Annotated in this window: 16 protein-coding genes; 3 read left to right on the top strand and 13 right to left on the bottom strand. The window is 73.6% G+C overall.

The features are described 5' to 3' along the window. Positions 1-12: 12 nt before the first annotated feature. The 8 genes from AC07FT_RS22685 to infC form a co-directional block, all read right to left on the bottom strand. Positions 13-1,152, bottom strand: a complete 1,140-nt coding sequence (locus AC07FT_RS22685) for a PP2C family protein-serine/threonine phosphatase (protein ID WP_479177831.1) — start codon at positions 1,150-1,152, stop codon at positions 13-15. A 344-nt stretch (positions 1,153-1,496) separates the two neighbouring features. Next, entirely contained in the window at positions 1,497-4,022 is a 2,526-nt protein-coding gene (gene pheT / locus AC07FT_RS22680; protein ID WP_479177830.1) for a phenylalanine--tRNA ligase subunit beta, read from the bottom strand. Further along, a complete protein-coding gene (gene pheS, locus AC07FT_RS22675; RefSeq protein WP_471205664.1) occupies positions 4,022-5,143 on the bottom strand; it encodes a phenylalanine--tRNA ligase subunit alpha in 1,122 nt (373 codons plus the stop codon). The genes pheT and pheS overlap by 1 nt, the downstream gene beginning before the upstream one ends. Before the next feature lie 176 nt (positions 5,144-5,319). Continuing rightward, positions 5,320-6,507 (bottom strand): sensor histidine kinase, encoded by a 1,188-nt coding sequence (locus AC07FT_RS22670; protein WP_479177829.1) that lies wholly within the window; start codon positions 6,505-6,507, stop codon positions 5,320-5,322. Positions 6,508-6,547: 40 nt separating this feature from the next. Beyond that, entirely contained in the window at positions 6,548-7,381 is an 834-nt protein-coding gene (locus AC07FT_RS22665) for a TrmH family RNA methyltransferase (protein WP_479177828.1), read from the bottom strand. A gap of 109 nt (positions 7,382-7,490) precedes the next feature. Further along, complete coding sequence (gene rplT / locus AC07FT_RS22660) at positions 7,491-7,874, bottom strand: 50S ribosomal protein L20 (RefSeq protein WP_009713826.1); 384 nt, start codon at positions 7,872-7,874, stop codon at positions 7,491-7,493. A gap of 102 nt (positions 7,875-7,976) precedes the next feature. Next, a complete protein-coding gene (gene rpmI, locus AC07FT_RS22655) occupies positions 7,977-8,171 on the bottom strand; it encodes a 50S ribosomal protein L35 (protein WP_254742375.1) in 195 nt (64 codons plus the stop codon). A 148-nt stretch (positions 8,172-8,319) separates the two neighbouring features. Continuing rightward, the gene (gene infC, locus AC07FT_RS22650) at positions 8,320-8,937 is read right to left on the bottom strand and encodes a translation initiation factor IF-3 (RefSeq protein ID WP_471205717.1); all 618 of its coding nucleotides are present in this window, start codon (positions 8,935-8,937) and stop codon (positions 8,320-8,322) included. 389 nt (positions 8,938-9,326) lie between these two features. On the opposite strand from infC, the gene AC07FT_RS22645 reads away from it, so the two are divergent. Beyond that, positions 9,327-9,689 carry a DUF1844 domain-containing protein gene (locus AC07FT_RS22645; RefSeq protein WP_471205659.1) on the top strand — a complete coding sequence of 121 codons (363 nt, stop codon included), beginning with the start codon at positions 9,327-9,329 and terminating at the stop codon, positions 9,687-9,689. A gap of 32 nt (positions 9,690-9,721) precedes the next feature. Here AC07FT_RS22645 and AC07FT_RS22640 read toward each other — a convergent pair whose 3' ends face one another. Next, positions 9,722-10,567, bottom strand: a complete 846-nt coding sequence (locus tag AC07FT_RS22640) for an MIP family channel protein (protein ID WP_479177827.1) — start codon at positions 10,565-10,567, stop codon at positions 9,722-9,724. Between the two features lie 152 nt (positions 10,568-10,719). Next, positions 10,720-11,454 carry an SseB family protein gene (locus AC07FT_RS22635; RefSeq protein ID WP_479177826.1) on the bottom strand — a complete coding sequence of 245 codons (735 nt, stop codon included), beginning with the start codon at positions 11,452-11,454 and terminating at the stop codon, positions 10,720-10,722. 63 nt (positions 11,455-11,517) lie between these two features. Here AC07FT_RS22635 and AC07FT_RS22630 point away from each other — a divergent pair, with 63 nt between their 5' ends. Further along, the gene (locus tag AC07FT_RS22630) at positions 11,518-12,603 is read left to right on the top strand and encodes a serine hydrolase (RefSeq protein ID WP_479177825.1); all 1,086 of its coding nucleotides are present in this window, start codon (positions 11,518-11,520) and stop codon (positions 12,601-12,603) included. Here the strand turns inward: AC07FT_RS22630 and mycP are convergent. Both mycP and AC07FT_RS22620 read right to left on the bottom strand, forming a co-directional pair. Continuing rightward, positions 12,581-13,795, bottom strand: a complete 1,215-nt coding sequence (gene mycP, locus AC07FT_RS22625) for a type VII secretion-associated serine protease mycosin (protein WP_479177824.1) — start codon at positions 13,793-13,795, stop codon at positions 12,581-12,583. The genes AC07FT_RS22630 and mycP overlap by 23 nt on opposite strands. Then, the gene (locus AC07FT_RS22620) at positions 13,792-14,775 is read right to left on the bottom strand and encodes a hypothetical protein (RefSeq protein ID WP_479177823.1); all 984 of its coding nucleotides are present in this window, start codon (positions 14,773-14,775) and stop codon (positions 13,792-13,794) included. The genes mycP and AC07FT_RS22620 overlap by 4 nt, the downstream gene beginning before the upstream one ends. Positions 14,776-15,080: 305 nt before the next feature. Between AC07FT_RS22620 and AC07FT_RS22615 the strand changes: the two genes are divergently transcribed. After that, complete coding sequence (locus AC07FT_RS22615; protein WP_479177822.1) at positions 15,081-16,286, top strand: amino acid deaminase/aldolase; 1,206 nt, start codon at positions 15,081-15,083, stop codon at positions 16,284-16,286. A 34-nt stretch (positions 16,287-16,320) separates the two neighbouring features. Here AC07FT_RS22615 and AC07FT_RS22610 read toward each other — a convergent pair whose 3' ends face one another. Beyond that, positions 16,321-17,274 (bottom strand): DUF2510 domain-containing protein, encoded by a 954-nt coding sequence (locus AC07FT_RS22610; protein ID WP_479177821.1) that lies wholly within the window; start codon positions 17,272-17,274, stop codon positions 16,321-16,323. Positions 17,275-17,348 lie beyond the last annotated feature (74 nt).

The following is a 17,348-nucleotide window of genomic DNA, read 5'->3' as shown; positions in this document are numbered from 1 at the left end:
ACGGGACAGCGGTCAACGGTGCCGGGCATCGCCGGCCGGGACGGAGAGCGAGGAGGTGGCGGACAGCGGGCGGCGGTCGTTGCGCAGCGCCACCACCGCCATGTCGTCGGCCGGCCGTCCGCCGGTGTGCCGCAGTACCGCCGCGCGCACCCCCTCGACCACCGCTGCCGGGACGATCGGTCCGGGGCCCGCGGCCACGGCGAGCGCACGGCGCAGCGGGAAGAAGGTGCCGGCCGCGTCCCGGGCGTCCTCGGCACCGTCGGTGTGCAGCACCAGGGCGTCCCCGGGTGGCAGCGGCGCGCAGCGGGCCAGGGGGAGTTCGGCGGGGAGCGGGAAGAGGCCGAGCGGGGGCAGCACCTCACCGGGCGCGGTCTGCCGGGCGGTGGCGGGGCCGACCGGCTGCTCCAGGAGCCGGTACGGCCAGGGGTGGCCGCAGTTGAGCGCGGTGACCTCGCCGTCCGGGCCCACCTCCAGCAGCAGGACGGTCACGAACTCCTCGGCCTCGGGGCTCTCCGGGGTGTACGCGCCGCCCGCGCGCTCGCGCAGGTGCCGCTCCAGGGCGCGGTCCAGCCGCCGCAGCACACCCGCGAGCCGGCGTTCCTCGTGGGCGGCCTCGCGGAAGCTGCCGAGGACGGCGGCGACGGTGCCGATGGCGGCGAGGCCGTGGCCGCGGGCGTCCCCGATGACGGCGCGGACGCCGTACGGGGTGGCCAGCACCTCGTAGAGGTCGCCGCCGACCGCCGCGCCGCGGCTGGCCGACAGATGGCCGCCCGCCAGCTCGATGCCCTCCAGGCGGGGCGGCAGCGGGCGCAGTACAGCCTGCTGGGCGGCGGCCGCCACCTCCCGGGCCCGGTGGAGTTCACGGACCAGCCGGGAGTGCCGGCCGGTGGTGAGATAGCCGACCGCGACCACGGTGAGGATGGCCGCGCAGGCGCCGATCCGGGCCCCCAGGGCGTCGGCGGAGCTCTCCGGGGCGGGGATGCCGAGCGGGACGAGGGCGAACAGCGCGCTCGCGCCGCCGAGCACCATGCACAGTCTGCTGCCGGTGAAGGCGCAGGCGATGGCGGGCGCCGCGGCCAGGAGCTGGATCACCCGCGGGCCGTAGGGACAGCTCAGCTCCCACACGACGATGCCGAGCAGCCATCCGCACATCAGCGCGACGGCAGCCCTCCGCCCGCATCGGGGGGCCGTTCCCGGCGGCCCGCCTCCCGCCCTGTTTCCGATCATGCGACGCCCCCGTTCACAGCCAATGAGGCGGCCGGCGGGACCCTGGGATCGGCTCTGACTCGGTCCTGACCTGGGCCGTGCGACCGGGACGATTCTCGCGACAGTCACTGCCAAATGGACCAGCAGCTTCCGATTCTCACCCGATCGTGTGATGCCGTCCTCGAGCGGCGTCCGAACACCGCGCCGCGGCACGGACGGGAGAGCGAACGGCACGCGAAGGGCGCGCCCCGCCGAGGCGGGACGCGCCCTGTCGGGCCGTACGACCGGTGTCAGGCGCCGCGGAGCACGGCGCCGGTGCGCTCGGCCGAGAGGGCCACCGCCGCGTCCCGGGCGGCGGCGATCTCGTCGGCGGTCAGCGTGCGGTCGGCGGCGCGGAAGCGCAGCGCGTAGGCCAGCGACTTCCTTCCCGCGCCGAGCTGTTCACCGGTGAACACATCGAACAGCCGCAGGGACTCCAGCAGTTCGCCCGCGCCCTCGCGCAGTGCCGACTCCACATCGGCCGCGGCCACCGCGGTGTCCACGACCAGCGCCACGTCCTGGGTGGCCACCGGGAAGGTGGACACCCGCGGCGCCTCCAGGGAGCCGGAACCGGCCTCCTCCAGACGGTCGAGCTCGATCTCCATGGCGCAGGTGCGCTCGGGGAGGCCGAGGGCTTTGGTGACCCGCGGGTGCAGTTCGCCGGCGTTGCCCACCAGGACCTCCTGGCCGTCCACGACGGCCAGCAGCGCGGCGCAGCGGCCCGGGTGCCACGGCTCCTGCTGGTCCTGGCGGACGATCAGCTCGACACCCGCCTCACGGGCCACGGTCCGGCCCGCCTCGACCGCGTCGGCCCAGGTCGCCGGGGTGGCGGTGCCCCACCATCCGGACTGCTCGCGCGCGCCCGTCAGTACGACCGCGGCACGGCGTGGCTGACGCGGCAGTGCGGCGTCCAGCAGGGCGATCTCCTCGTCCGACGGACGGTGGTCCACCGGCAGGGTGACCGCGGTCTGCCGGGCACCGCCGGCGCGGAAGACCAGACCGGTCTCGAAGAGCGCGAGGTCGTGCTCACCCCGGCCGTTGTTGCGGCGCAGCGCGGCGAGCAGCCCCGGCAGCAGGGTGGTGCGCAGCGCGGGCTCGGTGTCCGAGATCGGGTTGACCAGCGTGACGAGGTCCCGGCGCGGGTCGTCGGAGGCCAGTCCGAACTGGTCGAGCACCTCCTCGCCGATGAACGGGTAGTTGAGCGCCTCCACGTACCCGGCACCGGCCAGCGCCCGGCCCACCCTGCGGTGCAGCCGCTGGCGCTCGGTCAGCCCGCGCCCGGCGGGCGGCTGGGGCAGCGTCGCGGGGAGGTTCTCGTACCCCTCGAGCCGGATGACCTCCTCGGCCAGGTCGTTGGGGTCGGTGAGGTCCGGCCGCCAGCTGGGCACCGTGACGGTGAGGTCGTCGGCGCCGTAGACGTCGCAGCCGATCTGCTGGAGGCGGCGCACCACGGTCTCGCGGCCGTACGCCACGCCCGCCACCCGGTCCGGGTGGTCGGCGCGCAGGGTGATGGTGTGCGGGGCGCCGGGCGAGATGATCTCGGTGACACCCGCCTCGGCGGTGCCGCCCGCGAGCAGCACCAGCAGATCGACGGTGCGCTGGGCCGCGGCCGAGGTGGCCTCCGGGTCGACGCCGCGCTCGAACCGCTTCGACGCCTCGGAGGACAGCTTGTGGCGGCGGGCGGTGCGGGCGATCGAGACCGGTGCGAAGTGGGCGGCCTCGATGACGACCTCGGTGGTGCCGCCCGCTTCCCCGGTCGCGGGGTCGGCCACCGCGTCCGCGATCTCGGTGTCGGCGCCGCCCATCACCCCGGCGAGGCCGATCGGCCCGCTCTCATCGGTGATGACCAGGTCCTCCGCGTCCAGCACCCGCTTGGTGCCGTCCAGGGTGGTGAACTTCTCGCCCCGCTCGGCGCGGCGCACCCCGATCGTGCCGTTGATCCGGGCGCGGTCGTAGGCGTGCAGCGGCTGACCGAGCTCGAGCATCACGTAGTTGGTGATGTCGACGGCCAGCGAGACCGGGCGCATCCCGGCCTTCTGCAGCCGGCGCTGGAGCCAGATCGGGGAGTGCGCCTGCGGGTCGATCCCGGTGACGGTCCGGGCGGTGAAGCGATCACAGCCGACCGGATCGGTCACCGTGACCGGATAGCCGTGGCTGTTGGGCGACGGCACGTCCAGCAGGGCCGGGTCGCGCAGCGGCAGCCCGTAGGCGGTGGCGGTCTCGCGGGCGACACCGCGCATCGACAGGCAGTAGCCCCGGTCCGGGGTGACCGCGATGTCCAGGACCTCGTCGACCAGTTCCAGCAGCTCGATGGCGTCGGTGCCGGGCTCGTACTCCGGCGGCAGCACGATGATGCCGTCGTGGTCGTCGGACATGCCCAGCTCACTGGCGGAGCAGATCATGCCCTCGGAGACCTTGCCGTAGGTCTTCCGCGCGGCGATCGCGAAACCGCCGGGGAGTTCGGCGCCGGGGAGCACCACGACGACCTTGTCGCCGACGGCGAAGTTCCGGGCGCCGCAGACGATGTTCTGCTGCTCACCGGTGCCGTTGGCCTGCCCGACGTCCACCTGGCAGTAGCGGATGGGCTTCTTGAACCCCTCCAGCTCCTCGATGGCCAGGACGTGCCCCACCACCAGGGGGCCCTTGAGACCGGCGCCGAGCTGCTCGACGGTCTCGACCTCCAGCCCGGCGGCGACGAGTTTGGCCTGTACGTCGCGTCCGGTCTCACCGGCCGGCAGGTCGACGTACTCCCGCAGCCAAGAAAGCGGGACCCGCATCAGATCTCCATCCCGAAGGGCCGGGTGAAGCGCACATCACCCTCGACCATGTCTCGCATGTCTTCCACGTTGTGCCGGAACATCAGCATCCGCTCGATGCCGAAGCCGAAGGCGAACCCGCTGTACTTCTCCGGGTCGACACCGCAGGCCACCAGCACCCGCGGGTTGACCATGCCGCAGCCGCCCAGCTCGATCCAGCCCTCGCTGGAGCAGGTGCGGCAGGGGCGGTCGGGGTTGCCGACCGACTCACCGCGGCAGACGTAGCAGAGCATGTCCATCTCGGCGGACGGCTCGGTGAACGGGAAGAAGTTCGGCCGCAGCCGGGTGGACATGCCCTCGCCGAACAGCGCCCGCACCATGTGGTCGAGCGTGCCCTTGAGGTCGGCCATGGTCAGCCCCTCGTCCACGGCCAGCAGCTCGACCTGGTGGAAGACGGGGGTGTGGGTGGCGTCCAGCTCATCGGTGCGGAAGGTGCGGCCCGGGCAGACGACGTAGATGGGCGGCTCGCGGTCGATCATCGACCGGATCTGCACCGGCGAGGTGTGGGTGCGCAGCACCACGCCCGAGGGCTCGTCGCCCTGGGCGCCCCGCACGAAGAAGGTGTCCTGCATCTCGCGGGCGGGGTGGTCGGGCGGGAAGTTCAGCGCGTCGAAATTGAACCACTCGGCCTCCACCTCGGGGCCCTCGGCGACCTCGTAGCCCATGGCCACGAAGACGTCCTCGATGCGCTCGGAGAGGGTGGTGATCGGGTGGCGGGCGCCGGCCGGGATGCGGTCGTAGGGCAGTGTGACGTCCACCGCCTCCTCGACCAGCACACGGGCGTCGCGCTCCGCCTCCAGCTCCTCCTGACGGGCCTTGAGCGCCTGATTCACCTGGCCGCGGGCCTGACCGACGCGCTTGCCCGCGTCCGCCTTGGCGTGCGGTGGCAGGGCGCCGATCTCGCGGTTGGCCAGGGCCAGCGGGGAACGGTCACCGGTGTGGCCGACCTTCACCTCGCGCAGCGCCTCGAGGTCACCCGCGGCGGCGATGGCGGCGAGCGCCTCGTCCCGCATCCGGGCGATCTCTTCCGGTTTCAGTGCCTCGACCTCGACAGGGTCGTACGACTTATTGGGTGCCGACATCTCTTCCCGTGCTTCCGTTTGTTCCCCAGCTACCGCTGGGGAGGTGCCCCCTGGCTGCGCGACCCCGCTCGACGGCTGCTGCGACCACAGGGACCACAAGGGACGCCAAAGGTGCCAGGGCCCGAGTCTAAGGGGCGCGCGGGTTCTGCTGTTCCGCGGGAAGCCCGTGGGCGGACTCAGACCAGATAGGCCGGGGTGCCCACGGGCAGGGTAAATCGGAACTCGGCGCCGCCGCCGCGGGCCCGCCCGACGGTGATGGTGCCGCCGTGGGCCTCGACGATGCCCTTGACGATATACAGGCCCAGGCCGGTGCCGCCGCGCTTGCTGCCCCGCCAGAAGCGGGTGAAGACGCGGCTCATCGACTCCTCGGGGATCCCGGGGCCCTCATCGCTCACGGTGACGGCGGTCCTCTCCACTGCGGGGCCTTCCACGGCCGGGCCGTCCGCAGCGGGCCTGGCCGGTGCGGATGCCACCTCGATGGTGACAGTTCCCTCGCCGTGACGCACCGCGTTTTCCAGCAGGTTGCCCAGCACCTGGTCGATCTTGTCGGGATCGGCCCACAGATCCGGCAGCGGGCCCCTGACCCGGATCAGGAAGCGCTCGGCACAGTGTCCGGCGGCGGTGAGCGCCTGGACGTGGCGGCGGACGGCGGCGGCCACGTCCACCGGCTGGCGGCGCACCTCCAGCCGCCCGGAGTCGATACGGGAGATGTCCAGCAGCTCGGCGATCAGCCGGGTGACCCGGTTGGCGTCGGCGTCGACGGTCTCCAGCATCAGCCGCTTCTGGTCGTCGGTGAACCGCTCCCACTTCGCGAGCAGGGTGGCCGTGAACCCCTTGACCGAGGTCAGCGGGGAGCGCAGCTCATGGGCGACGGTCGCGATCAGCTCGGCGTGACTGCGCTCGGTGCGGCGCCGCGCCTCGGTGCCGCGCAGCGAGACCACCAGCCGGCGCACCGGTCCGGTGGGGTGGTCACGGACGTACCGCGCGGAGACCAGCACCTCCCGGCCGCCGGGCAGCAGCAGATTGCGCTCCGGCTGCCCGACCCGGGTGGCCAGCCCGCCGTAGGGATCGGTCAGGGTCCACCAGCGGCGGCCGTCCAGGTCCTCTAACGGCAGGGCGCGTTCGATCGGAACGCCGACGGCGTCCGCGGGCCGGGTGGCGGTGATCCGGGCCGCCGCGGCGTTGAAGCAGGTGACGAGGCCGGTCTCATCGGCCACCACCAGGCCGTCGGGCAGATCGTCGGGGTGCAGGCCGAGCGCGGCCGCCAAGGCGTCGGGCTCCGGCGGCCCGTCCGCGGCGGCGGGCAGCCCCGCTCCGGGCGCGCAGGCGTCGGCCGCCCTGGCACCGGAGGTCCTGACGTCCATCCCCACACCCCCTCCTGGGCCCCCAGAGGGGGCAACCCTACTAGGTCGGTGTGACGGAGCGGCACCCCGCGGGAGCGCGCTGCGCACGAGCCGAGGCGTAGAGGCACACCGCGGCGGCCGTGGCCAGGTTGAGGCTCTCGGCCCTCCCGTGGATCGGAACGCGCACCACCTCGTCGGCGAGTGCGCGGGTCTCCTCCGGCAGTCCCCATGCCTCGTTGCCGAAGATCCAGGCGGTGGGGGCGCCCAGCAGGCCGTCGTCGAGCTCGGAGTCCAGGTCCCGCTCCCCCGCCCCGTCGGCGGCCAGCACCCGGGCGCCGGCCTCCTTCAGCCCGCTCACCGCGCGCTCCACGGGCACCCCGACGGCGACCGGGAGGTGGAAGAGGGAGCCCACGGAGGCCCGGACGGCCTTGGGGTTGTACAGGTCCACCGAGGCGTCGGTGAGCACCACCGCGTCCGCCCCGGCGGCGTCCGCGCAGCGCAGCACGGTTCCGGCGTTGCCGGGGTCACGGACGTTGGCGAGGACGGCGACGAGCCGCGGGCGGGCGCGCAGCACCTCCTCGAACGGCGAGTCCAGGAAGCGGCAGAGCCCGACGATGCCCTGCGGGGTGACGGTGTCCGACATCTCCGCGACGACCTCGTCGGAGGCGGTGAGCACCGGCACGCCCGCGGCCCGCGCGGCGACGACGATCTCCGCGTGGCGCCCGGCGGCCTCGGGGGTCGCGTAGACCTCGACGAGATGGGCGACGGCCTCCCGTACGGCCTGCGGACCCTCGACGAGGAACCGCCGCTCCTTGCCGCGGAAGCTGCGCTTGGCGAGCCGTCGCGCCGCCGTGACACGCGGCGATTTCAGGGAAGTCAGCTCAGGGGCCGCCATGGGGTGCGCTCTTTCATGCGGGGTGACGGGGCAGGGGCGCCGACACGCGCGGACCCGCAGGTGAGTGATCACCTGCGGGTCCGTCGCCGGTACGGCTCAGCGTTACGCGTCAGGCCGCCTTCGGGGCGTTGACGTCGCTCGGCAGCGCCTTCTGGGCCGCCTCGACCAGCGCGGCGAACGCGTTGGCGTCGTTGACCGCGAGGTCGGCGAGGATCTTGCGGTCCACCTCGATGTTGGCGGCCTTCAGACCCTGGATGAAGCGGTTGTACGTCATGCCGTTGGCGCGGGCAGCGGCGTTGATGCGCTGGATCCACAGCTGCCGGAAGTCGCCCTTGCGCTTCTTGCGGTCGTTGTAGTTGTAGACCAGGGAGTGGGTGACCTGCTCCTTGGCCTTGCGGTACAGGCGGGACCGCTGGCCGCGGTAGCCGCTGGCCTGCTCGAGGATCGCCCGGCGCTTCTTGTGGGCGTTGACTGCCCGCTTGACGCGTGCCACTTGTTTAACTCCTTGTACGGGGCCGCGGGTGACTCATACGGCCCGGAAACGAATAGGTCCCGGTCGGCTCGACGCACACCCCGCCTCGGCGGGGCGGGGGCGTCACTTGCCGAGGAGCTTCTTGATCTTCTTGGCGTCGGCCGGGGCCATCTCGGTCTTGCCGGCCAGGCGGCGCGTCAGCGTGGACGACTTGTGCTCGAGAAGGTGGCGGCGACCGGCGCGCTGGCGCATGACCTTGCCGGAACCGGTGAGCTTGAAGCGCTTGCGGGCACCGCTGTGCGTCTTGTTCTTCGGCATGTCGCCGTTCACTCCTCGTCGGGGGCGCTGTCCGGTACCGGGCGGGCACGGCGGTGACCGCGGTCCGGCGTCCGGAAGCGTCTGGTATTTCGGTTGGTCTCCGGAGCCTTGCGGCCCCGGCTGGGCGATGGAGGCTCGCGCCTCGCGATCACGCCTCGGCGGGCTCCTCGGCGTGCTCCTCGGCGGCAGTGCCGCCCTGGCGCTCCGCCTTGCGGGCGGCCTGGGCCTCGCGGGCTTCGGCCATCGCCTCGGTCTTCTTCTTGTGCGGACCGAGGACCATGATCATGTTTCGGCCGTCCTGCTTCGGGTTGGACTCCACGAAGCCGAGCTCCTGGACATCCTCCGCGAGCCGCTGCAACAGCCGGTAGCCGAGCTCGGGCCGGGACTGCTCACGGCCACGGAACATGATCGTGATCTTGACCTTGTCACCCTGCTTGAGGAACCGGACGACGTGACCCTTCTTGGTGTCGTAGTCGTGCGGGTCGATCTTCGGCCGGAGCTTCATCTCCTTGATGACCGTGTGCGCCTGGTTCTTGCGCGCCTCACGGGCCTTCATGGCCGACTCGTACTTGAACTTTCCGTAGTCCATGAGCTTGCAGACCGGCGGACGGGCGGTCGCCGCCACCTCGACCAGGTCGAGGTCGTACTCCTGCGCAAGCTCCAGGGCCTTGGCAAGCGGCACAATGCCGACCTGCTCGCCACTGGGACCGACGAGTCGCACCTCGGGGACGCGAATCCGGTCGTTGATGCGGGGCTCGGCGCTGATGGATCCTCCTCGGTTGCACCACGCGACCGCCTGGCGGACTGCCGCGTAACGTCTGTATCGGTTGAGACCACCGCGCCGGACGCACAAAACGCCCCTGGCGGTGCACAGGCGGGGCTCCTCATTGACCGGGAGCACCGCCGCGATATCACCGCGGGGCGCAGCCTGACCGATGACCTGCCGACCGAGGGCCGAAAGGTGGGAGCGTGGAGCCTCCACTTGTGGGCCGGGCACGCGAGTGACCGGCCGGTCGTTCACCTAGCTTACCAGGACCGCGGAGCGTTGCTCACCGCACCGCCCGCCCGGTGGCCGGCACCCGCCCGGTACGAGCGGTTCCGGGCGGCCCCCTAGGCTGGGGACACCCATCTTCCAGGAAGTGAGCCCCGACCACCATGAGCGACGCCAACGCCGGGCAGCCGGCCCCCGACTTCGACCGTATGACCCGTGACATCGCGGACGTGCCCGCGGTCGAGGTGATCACCACGGTCGCGGTGCACCTCATGAGCGCGGCCGCGGTCAACCTGGGGCTGGCCGAGGAGGGTCCGCAGACCAAGGACCTGGACGAGGCGCGGAAGCTGATCAACGCGCTGGCGGGGCTGGTGACGGCGAGTGCCACGGAGATCAGCTCCTTCCACGCCGCCCCGCTGCGGGACGGCCTCAAGTCGCTTCAGCTCGCGTTCCGCGAGGCGTCGGTGGTGCCGGACGAACCGGGTCAGGGGCCGGGCGAGAAGTTCACCGGCCCCGTCTTCAGCTGAGAGTTCCGCGGAACGGACGCCGGCGCAGTCGCTCAGGCCGCCTCGGAGCCCTTGGCCCCGGGGCCGCCCGCCTCGGGCCGGTGCCCGCCGCGCATCCGGCCCCACGGCCCGGCCGCGGGCTGTCCGGTCGTCTGCTCCCGCTGGGCCTGGCCCACCGGGTGCTGATGGGTGAACCGGTGCACCACCGCGGCCAGCACTCCGCCGACCAGCGGCGCGATCAGGAACAGCCACAGCTGCGACAGCGCCGCGCCGCCCGCGAACAGCGCCGGGCCCAGACTGCGCGCCGGATTCACCGATGCCCAGGTCAGCGGGATGCCGATCAGGTTGACCGCGGCGTAGGCGAGGCCGATCGGAATCGGCTCGAAGCCGGACGGCTCCTCCTCCGCCCCCTCCCCCTCGCCGGCCTGGCCGGCCTTCCGGTCCGCCCGCTGGGTCACCGTGAGGAACACGAAGACCAGCAGGAAGGTGAGCAGCACCTCGGCGAGGAAGGCACCGCCCGCGCCCAGGCCCACCGGTGACCGGCCGCCGTAGCCGTTGGTGCCGAACGCGCCGTCGGTCTGGAGCCTGGGCACCTGTTTGGCCAGCAGGAAGAGCACCGCGGCGCCGATGATCGCGCCGACCAGCTGCGCGACCCAGTACTCCACGGCCCGACGGATGTCGATGCGTTTGGCGAGCAGCGCCCCGAGGGTGATCGCCGGATTGACGTGGCAGCCCGAGATCCGCCCGAACGCGTAGGCGATCGCGATCAGCGTGAAGCCGAAGGCGAGCGAGATGCCGAGGGCGTTGATGTAATCCCCGGCCAGGACCAGGGAACCGACTCCGAACAGGACCAGCATCGCGGTCCCCGTGCATTCCGCTACGACCGTTCTCGTCTCCATGGCGCTCTCCTCATTACCGATCGGACCGCCAGTTGCCCTATGCATTGTGGGGCGATTCAGGAGATTTCGCCTGTTGGTTCGATTGCGGCCCGGGTCAGAGGGGGTCGGGGCAGGCCGGGGCGGCTGATCCCGCGCCCGTTCCGGGGTCCCGCTCAGCGGCGGAAGAGCGGCTCCCCGGACACCGTGGCGTCCGGCGGCAGCAGTGCCAGCGTCAGCCCGCGCACCAGCCGGGCCCGCAGCACCTCGTCGGAGGCCAGGGCGCCCGCCACGCGCTGCGCCGTCTCGCGCGCCGGAGCGTGCGGGGCCAGGGCGAGCGCGAGCATGCCGTCGGCGTCCTTGGCCGGTCCCAGATGGGCTCGGACCACATCCGGCTCGGCGGCCAGCACGGATCGCACCGCCTCGGTGACCGCGGGGTCGCCGAGCGGATCGGCGCTGGTCCGGCCCTCGGCGAGGGCCAGCAGGGCGGGACCGGTCAGCTGGTAGGGCACCGGACCGGCGAGATCCAGGACCAGGGTGTCCGCCTTCTCGTGCGCGGCGGCCTCCAGGGCCTGGCGCAGCGGTACGGCCACCGGGCGCGCGTCCGGACGCCAGCGGGCCAGGGTCTCGGTCGAGGTGAAGGCGGGCAGCGCGCGGCGTCCGTCCGGGGCCTGGAGCGTCGGCACCGCCATGTCGCTGGTCTTCTCGCGGCGCAGCCCCCCGGGCCCCTCCTCCACCTCGCCGAGCACGGCGACCACCGGCACCAGGAGCCGGGCCCCGGCGAGCGCGGCCAGCACCTCGGGTTCGGTGGAGCGGTCATCGGCCCAGGCGGCGAGCGCCGCGGTCAGGCGGGGGTCGGCGGAGCCGTCGTCGCCGGAGAAGCCGGGGTCGGGAATGTTCTTGAACGCCACATGGCGAGGGTATCGGGGGCGGGGCAACCGGCCTCGCGCCGGGGAGCCGTCTTTACTGATGAGATGTTGATCATTTCCTCATCACGGACGAAAGCAGGCCATCTGGCGTCCTCGGACGGATACGACGACACTCGACCGACCCGGCGCCCCGCCCGGGTCACCACGAGCGCCGCGGTCGCGGTCGTCGCGGCGCTGACCCTGTCCCTGCTCGGCTGCGGCACCGCCGGGGTACGGGACCGGCAGGCCGACGGAGACGTACCGGCCCGGCCGGCGGGCGGCCCCGAACGGCCGGCCGGAGGCCCGGGGCGACCGACGGCGGACATGGACGGAGGAGGAGCTGCGGCAGGCGACGACGGAACACGGACATCCGCGCCACCGCGGTCGGCGCCACCGCCCCCGGCCCGCCCCCTCAGCGACACCCTCACCCGGGCACTCACCCCGATGGCGGAAGGCTCCGGCGCGTACTTCTCCGTCGGCCTGCGCGACCTGCGGTCCGGGGCGGTCGGGGTGTACGGCGGCGGCTGGTACGACACCGCGAGCATCGTCAAGGTCGGGATCCTCGCGGCCCTGCTGCTGGACGCCCAGGACGAGGGCCGGGAGCTGAGCGGTGAGGAGCACGCACATGCCGCCGCGATGATCGAGCACAGCGACAACGGCGCCGCGAACGCGCTCTGGCGGGCGATCGGCGGCGCCGAAGGACTCGACGCGGCACACCGCCGGCTGGGGCTGACGGAGACGTTCGGCGGCGAGGCCGGGAGGTGGGGCCTGACCCGCACCACCGCGGCGGACCAACTGCGGCTGCTGAGCGCGGTCTTCGAGGACGGTTCGGCACTGGGCGAGCGGGCCCGGGACTACATCGGCACGCTGATGGGACGCACCGCCGACGAGCAGAGCTGGGGCGTCTCGGCCGCCGCCGACGGTGACGGCACCGGATTCCGGCTCAAGAACGGCTGGCTGCCGCGCAGTACCACCGGTCTGTGGGACGTCAACAGCATCGGTCACATCACGGCGGGCGGGCGCGGCTACCTCGTCGCCGTGCTCTCCGACGGCAGCGCCGGTATGGACAGCGGGGTCGCGCTGGTGGAGGAGGCGGCGCGACGGGCCGTCGAGGCGACCACCGCGGCCCTCAACGGGGACGGCGGCTGGTGAACGCCCCGCGCGGCCCCGGCAGTCGCAGCGGTCCTGAGCCCCGCCACAGCGCGACCGCGACCACCACCAGGGCCGCTCCGGCGAGTCCGGCGAACAGCGCCGGACGGCCCGGGCCGTCCGCTTCCCGGTGGCTCGTGCCGTGGCCGGGGCCGGAGCCGAAGTAGCGGTGCGCGGCGGCAGCGGCGGTGGGCTCCTGGGCGCGCGGCGTCAGCCTGCCCCCCGCCGCGACGGCCGCCGCCGGGTCCACCATGCCCGCGCCGAGTTCATCGCTGCGGCCGCCCTCGGGGCCGTCCTGTGCGGTGCTGACCAGCAGTTGGCGGATCTGGCGCGGGCTCAGCCCGGGGTGGGCGGAGCGGACGAGGGCGACGGAGCCGGAGACGAAGGCGGCGGCGGCGCTGGTGCCCCAGCCCTCGTAGTAGCGCCGGTCGGGGTCGGCGATGACCACGTCGACCCCGGGCGCGCAGACGGTGGCGTACCAGCGGCGGGTGGAGAACGCGGCGCGGCTGCCGTAGCGGTCCACGGCGGTCACGGCGATCACGCCGGGGTAGGCGGCCGGGTAGGAGGCGCGGTCGCCCTTCTCCCCGCCGTTGCCCGCGGAGGCGACGACCACCGCGCCCTTGCGCAGGGCGTACTGGACCGCGGCGTCCTCGGCGCGTTCGGGGTGGGCGGATTCGCTGTCGTCGCCGAGCGACAGGTTGATCACGTCGGCGCCGTGGTCGGCCGCCCAGCGGATGCCGTCGGCGAGCGCGCTGCCGCGGGAGGCACGCGCCTTCTTCCGGTCGGGGTCGGCGTCCTCCAGGATCACCCGCACCGGGAGGATCCTCGTACGGGGCGCGACGCCGAGCACCCCGTCGCCGCGGGACGTGCCGTGGCCGCGGCCGGCGATGATCCCGGCCATGGCGGTGCCGTGGCGGGCCCAGGCGCGGTCGCCGGGTCCGGCGCCGAAGCCGATGAGGTCCTTGCCGGGCAGCACCTGGCCCTTGAGGTCGGGGTGGTCGGGGTCGACACCGGTGTCGAGGACCGCGACGGTGGTACCGGCGCCCTTGGTGGTCTGCCACGCCTGCCGGACGTGGAGGGCGTCCAGCGCCCACTCCTGGGCCTGTATGCCGTCGGCCCGTGCGGGGGCGACGGGCAGCAGGGCGAGACCGGCGGCGGCCAGGGCCACGGCGAACCGCCGTCCCGTCCCGGTCATGCGGTGCCGTCCCCGGAGTCGGCCAGGGTCCGGCGGAAGGCGGTCGTGATCTCCTCGGCCAGGCCCCGGGCGTCATGGCCGAGGCCCGACTGCGCGGGGGCCGTGGTCGCGCCGCGCTCGATGGCCTCCCCGGCCGGGCCGGGGTCGGTGACCTTCCGGCCGTCGGCGAACCCGCTGACGCTGTAGACGACGGCGGGGGCGTCGGTGAGGACCGTGATGTGCCAGCTGGCGCGCTGGTCGTCACCGAACCGGGCGGCCGCGGTGCCCTTCGCGGCGTAGGGACGGGGCATCAGGTCGGTGCGCTCGTCCAGCCGCTCGATGGAGAAGCGCTGGTGCAGCGCACGCATCCCGGCGGCGTCGGAGGTGGTGATCAGCAGACCGACGGTGGTGACGTTGGTGCTGGTGGCGTCGGTGTACGTGGCGCGCAGCAGCCGTTTGCAGCCCACGGGGGCCAGTGCCTTGCCGAGCAGCGGGTCGAATCCGCCGCCGCAGCTGCTGTCGGGGGCGACGGCGATCCGGGTCCAGCCGCGGTCGGCGCCGCCGGGGCCCTCGCCCTTGCCGCGCAGGGTGCGCGGGAAGAGGGTGTCGACGGGGACGGCACGCCAGGCGGTGCGCGCGTGGGCGTAGGTGTCGGCGGTGGTCGGCGGGGTCCCGGCGCCGTCACCGAGCCAGCTTCCGGCCGCCGCCCCGCCGAGCAGTCCGAGTCCGAGCACGAGGCAGACGGCGGCGGCCGCGGTGCGGCCGCGGGAACGACGGCCGCTGGTGGCGGGGGCGGATATCGCGGTGTGCGGCGGATCGGGTGGCCGCGGGGGCGGCTGGTGGCCGTGCGCCGCGGTGGTGGTGCGCGGGCGGTCGTCACGGGGCCGGGAGCGCCGCGGCGAGGGGACCCGGGCGGGTACACCGAGGACCGGGGTGTCCGGATCCGGGGTGAAACCGGGCGGCGCGGAGGGGCGCGGCGGGGCGGACGGTTGTGTGGGCACGGTGTGCGCACGCCGGGACGGCTGGGGTGGGTACGCGGGGTGTGGCGGAGGTGTGTCGTGGGGCGAGTGTGCCGCTTCGGCGTCGGTGCTCACCTGCACCCCCTCGCGCGCTTCAGGACCTGGTTCACCTGACTCCGTCCGGTTCGCCGCGCTGTGCCACCGCCTTTCGGACAGGCGGGCCCGTATACGGACATCACGCCCCTGACCTGCCGGTCGTGGCGTGCGCGACACTCTACGGTGCACCAGGGGGCCCGCGCACCGCTGCCCTCTACCCAGTGGTAATAGCGGTCTGGCAAGCTGCGTGCATGTCGTCTGCCGCCGCTGACCGGGCCCGGTACGACCGGGCCACCGCCCATCTCGAAGCGCCCCTGGCCATCGTCGACCTGAGGGCGTTCGACCGCAACGCCCGGGACCTGGTGCGCCGGGCGGGAGGCAAACCGGTCCGGGTGGCCAGCAAGTCGGTGCGGTGCCGGGCCCTGCTGGAACGGGTGCTGGCGCAGGACGGGTTCGCGGGGATCATGAGCTTCACGCTCGCGGAGTCGCTGTGGCTGGCGCGCGAGGGCTTCGACGACGTGCTGCTCGCCTACCCCTCCACCGACCGGGACGGGTTCGCCACGCTGACCAGCGATCCCAAACTGGCCGCGGCGGTCACGGTGATGGTGGACGGGATCGGTCAGCTCGATCTGATCGACAGTGTCCGCGCGGGGACCGAGGAAGTCCGGGTCTGTCTGGAGCTGGACACCTCGCTACGGCTGCTGGGCGGCCGGGTGCGGGTGGGTGCCCGGCGCTCACCGCTGCGCGAACCCGTCCAACTGGCCGAGCTGGCGCGGGCGGTCGAGCGCCGCCCCGGCTTCCGGGTGGTCGGTCTGATGGCGTACGAGGGGCATGTGGCGGGGGTGGGTGACGCGGTGCCCGGCCGTCCGCTGCGCTCCCGGATGATCCGGCTGATGCAGAGCACCGCCCGCCGGGAGCTGGCCGAGCGCCGGGCGGCGGCGGTCCGGGCGGTGCGCGCGGTGGCGGATCTGGAGTTCGTCAACGGCGGCGGCACCGGCAGTGTGCAGCACACCGCGGCCGAGGCCGCGGTGACCGAGATCGCCGCCGGATCCGGGCTCTACCAGCCGCGGCTGTTCGACCACTACACCTCGTTCCACGGCCGCCCGGCGGCGCTCTTCGCCCAGCCGGTGGTGCGCCGCCCGGGCGTGGGGGTGGTGACGGTGCTGGGCGGCGGCTATCCGGCCTCGGGGGCGGCCGGGGCCGACCGGCTGCCGGTGCCCTACCTCCCGGAGGGGCTGGCGTACGACCCGCAGGAGGGGCCCGGCGAGGTGCAGACACCGCTGCTGGGCACGGCCGCCGACGATCTGCTGATCGGCGACAAGGTGTGGTTCCGGCACGCCAAGGCCGGTGAGCTGTGCGAGCGCTTCGCGGTGCTCCACCTCATCGACGGAGAGAGCGGGGACCGGGTGGTGAACTCCGTCCCGACCTACCGGGGCGAGGGCCGTACGTTCCTCTAGCCTCCGGGCTCCGGGGAAGGGGACCGGCCGGGGCTCAGATGGTACGGCCGTCGCCGGCCAGCGCCTTGATGCCCTTGATGATCTTGTCCATATCGCTGAGCGGCGGAGCCTTGTCGCTCACGTCGAAGCCGAAGCGCACCACGACCATCGTGTCGGGCACGGTGGGCGAGGGGAAGACGACCGACTGGACGTAGCCGTCGTCGCCCTTCTTGGTGTTCACCTTCCAGCGGACGAGGTAGCCCTTGCCGCCCGCGACGTCGACCGCCCCGGCCTTGAGCTGCTTGTGGGAGCTGATCCCGCCGTACGCCTTGCGGTTGCTCTCCTCGTCCTGGCCGTAGGAGTCCTCCGCGTTCTGCGCGATGTCCTCCTTGGCTATGCCCTTGGCGGTGTCGGCCTTGTAGCCGCTGGCGGTCCGGGAGAAGGCGCCGCCGCGCACGCACTCGGTGGACGGATCACCCGGGCAGGGGTAGCGGGAGGTGGTGATCCCGGCGCCGCCTGAGCTGCTGCGCCCCGCCTGCCACCCGGAGAGCACCGGCAGGCTGATGCCGTTCACCGGGTCGGGCGCGGTGTCCGGGTCGAAGCTGGGCGTACCGCCGGGGTCCTCGGTGGGCGGCTCCGACGGCTCGCCGCCGCCGTTGCCGTCGTCCTCCGGGGCGGGGGCGGAAGGGGACGGCTTGGCCTTGGGCCTGCCGTCGTCGTCCCCGCCGTCGCCCAGCAGCACCACACCCCCGATGATCGCGGCGATCACGACCCCCACGGCCACCGCGAGCGCGGCGACCTTCGGTCCGCGCCCGCGCCCAGGGAGCCCGCCCGGCTGCCCGGGGACATGGCCGGGGACCGGGGGCGTGCCGTACGGCATCCCGGGCGCCGCGGGGCCGCCGCGGGTGTACTCGGTCCAGGCCGAGCCGTTCCACCAGCGCTCGATGCCGGGGCCGTTGCCCGCGTCACCGGGGTCGGGGTACCAGCCGGGAGGTGTGTTCGTGGTCACGCTGTCACCTTATGGCCACGAGTCGGCGGCCGTACACCGGGGCGGGACGCCCCGTCCGGTCCGGTGCCCCGGGG

The organism is Streptomyces sp. NPDC045899, assembly GCF_056431485.1.
The sequence above is the reverse complement of the archived record's forward strand: the minus strand, read 5'-3'. Positions and strand labels throughout refer to the sequence as shown.

What these genes read in the sequence shown, in the direction of transcription:
- pheS (WP_471205664.1), bottom strand. Translation starts at nt 5,143, where the DNA reads ATGTCGGCACCCAATAAGTCGTACGACCCTGTCGAGGTCGAGGCACTG.
- AC07FT_RS22615 (WP_479177822.1), top strand. Translation starts at nt 15,081, where the DNA reads ATGTCGTCTGCCGCCGCTGACCGGGCCCGGTACGACCGGGCCACCGCC.
- AC07FT_RS22670 (WP_479177829.1), bottom strand. Translation starts at nt 6,507, where the DNA reads ATGGACGTCAGGACCTCCGGTGCCAGGGCGGCCGACGCCTGCGCGCCC.
- pheT (WP_479177830.1), bottom strand. Translation starts at nt 4,022, where the DNA reads ATGCGGGTCCCGCTTTCTTGGCTGCGGGAGTACGTCGACCTGCCGGCC.
- AC07FT_RS22640 (WP_479177827.1), bottom strand. Translation starts at nt 10,567, where the DNA reads ATGGAGACGAGAACGGTCGTAGCGGAATGCACGGGGACCGCGATGCTG.
- rpmI (WP_254742375.1), bottom strand. Translation starts at nt 8,171, where the DNA reads ATGCCGAAGAACAAGACGCACAGCGGTGCCCGCAAGCGCTTCAAGCTC.
- AC07FT_RS22645 (WP_471205659.1), top strand. Translation starts at nt 9,327, where the DNA reads ATGAGCGACGCCAACGCCGGGCAGCCGGCCCCCGACTTCGACCGTATG.
- AC07FT_RS22630 (WP_479177825.1), top strand. Translation starts at nt 11,518, where the DNA reads ATGTTGATCATTTCCTCATCACGGACGAAAGCAGGCCATCTGGCGTCC.
- AC07FT_RS22665 (WP_479177828.1), bottom strand. Translation starts at nt 7,381, where the DNA reads ATGGCGGCCCCTGAGCTGACTTCCCTGAAATCGCCGCGTGTCACGGCG.
- mycP (WP_479177824.1), bottom strand. Translation starts at nt 13,795, where the DNA reads ATGACCGGGACGGGACGGCGGTTCGCCGTGGCCCTGGCCGCCGCCGGT.
- AC07FT_RS22685 (WP_479177831.1), bottom strand. Translation starts at nt 1,152, where the DNA reads ATGTGCGGATGGCTGCTCGGCATCGTCGTGTGGGAGCTGAGCTGTCCC.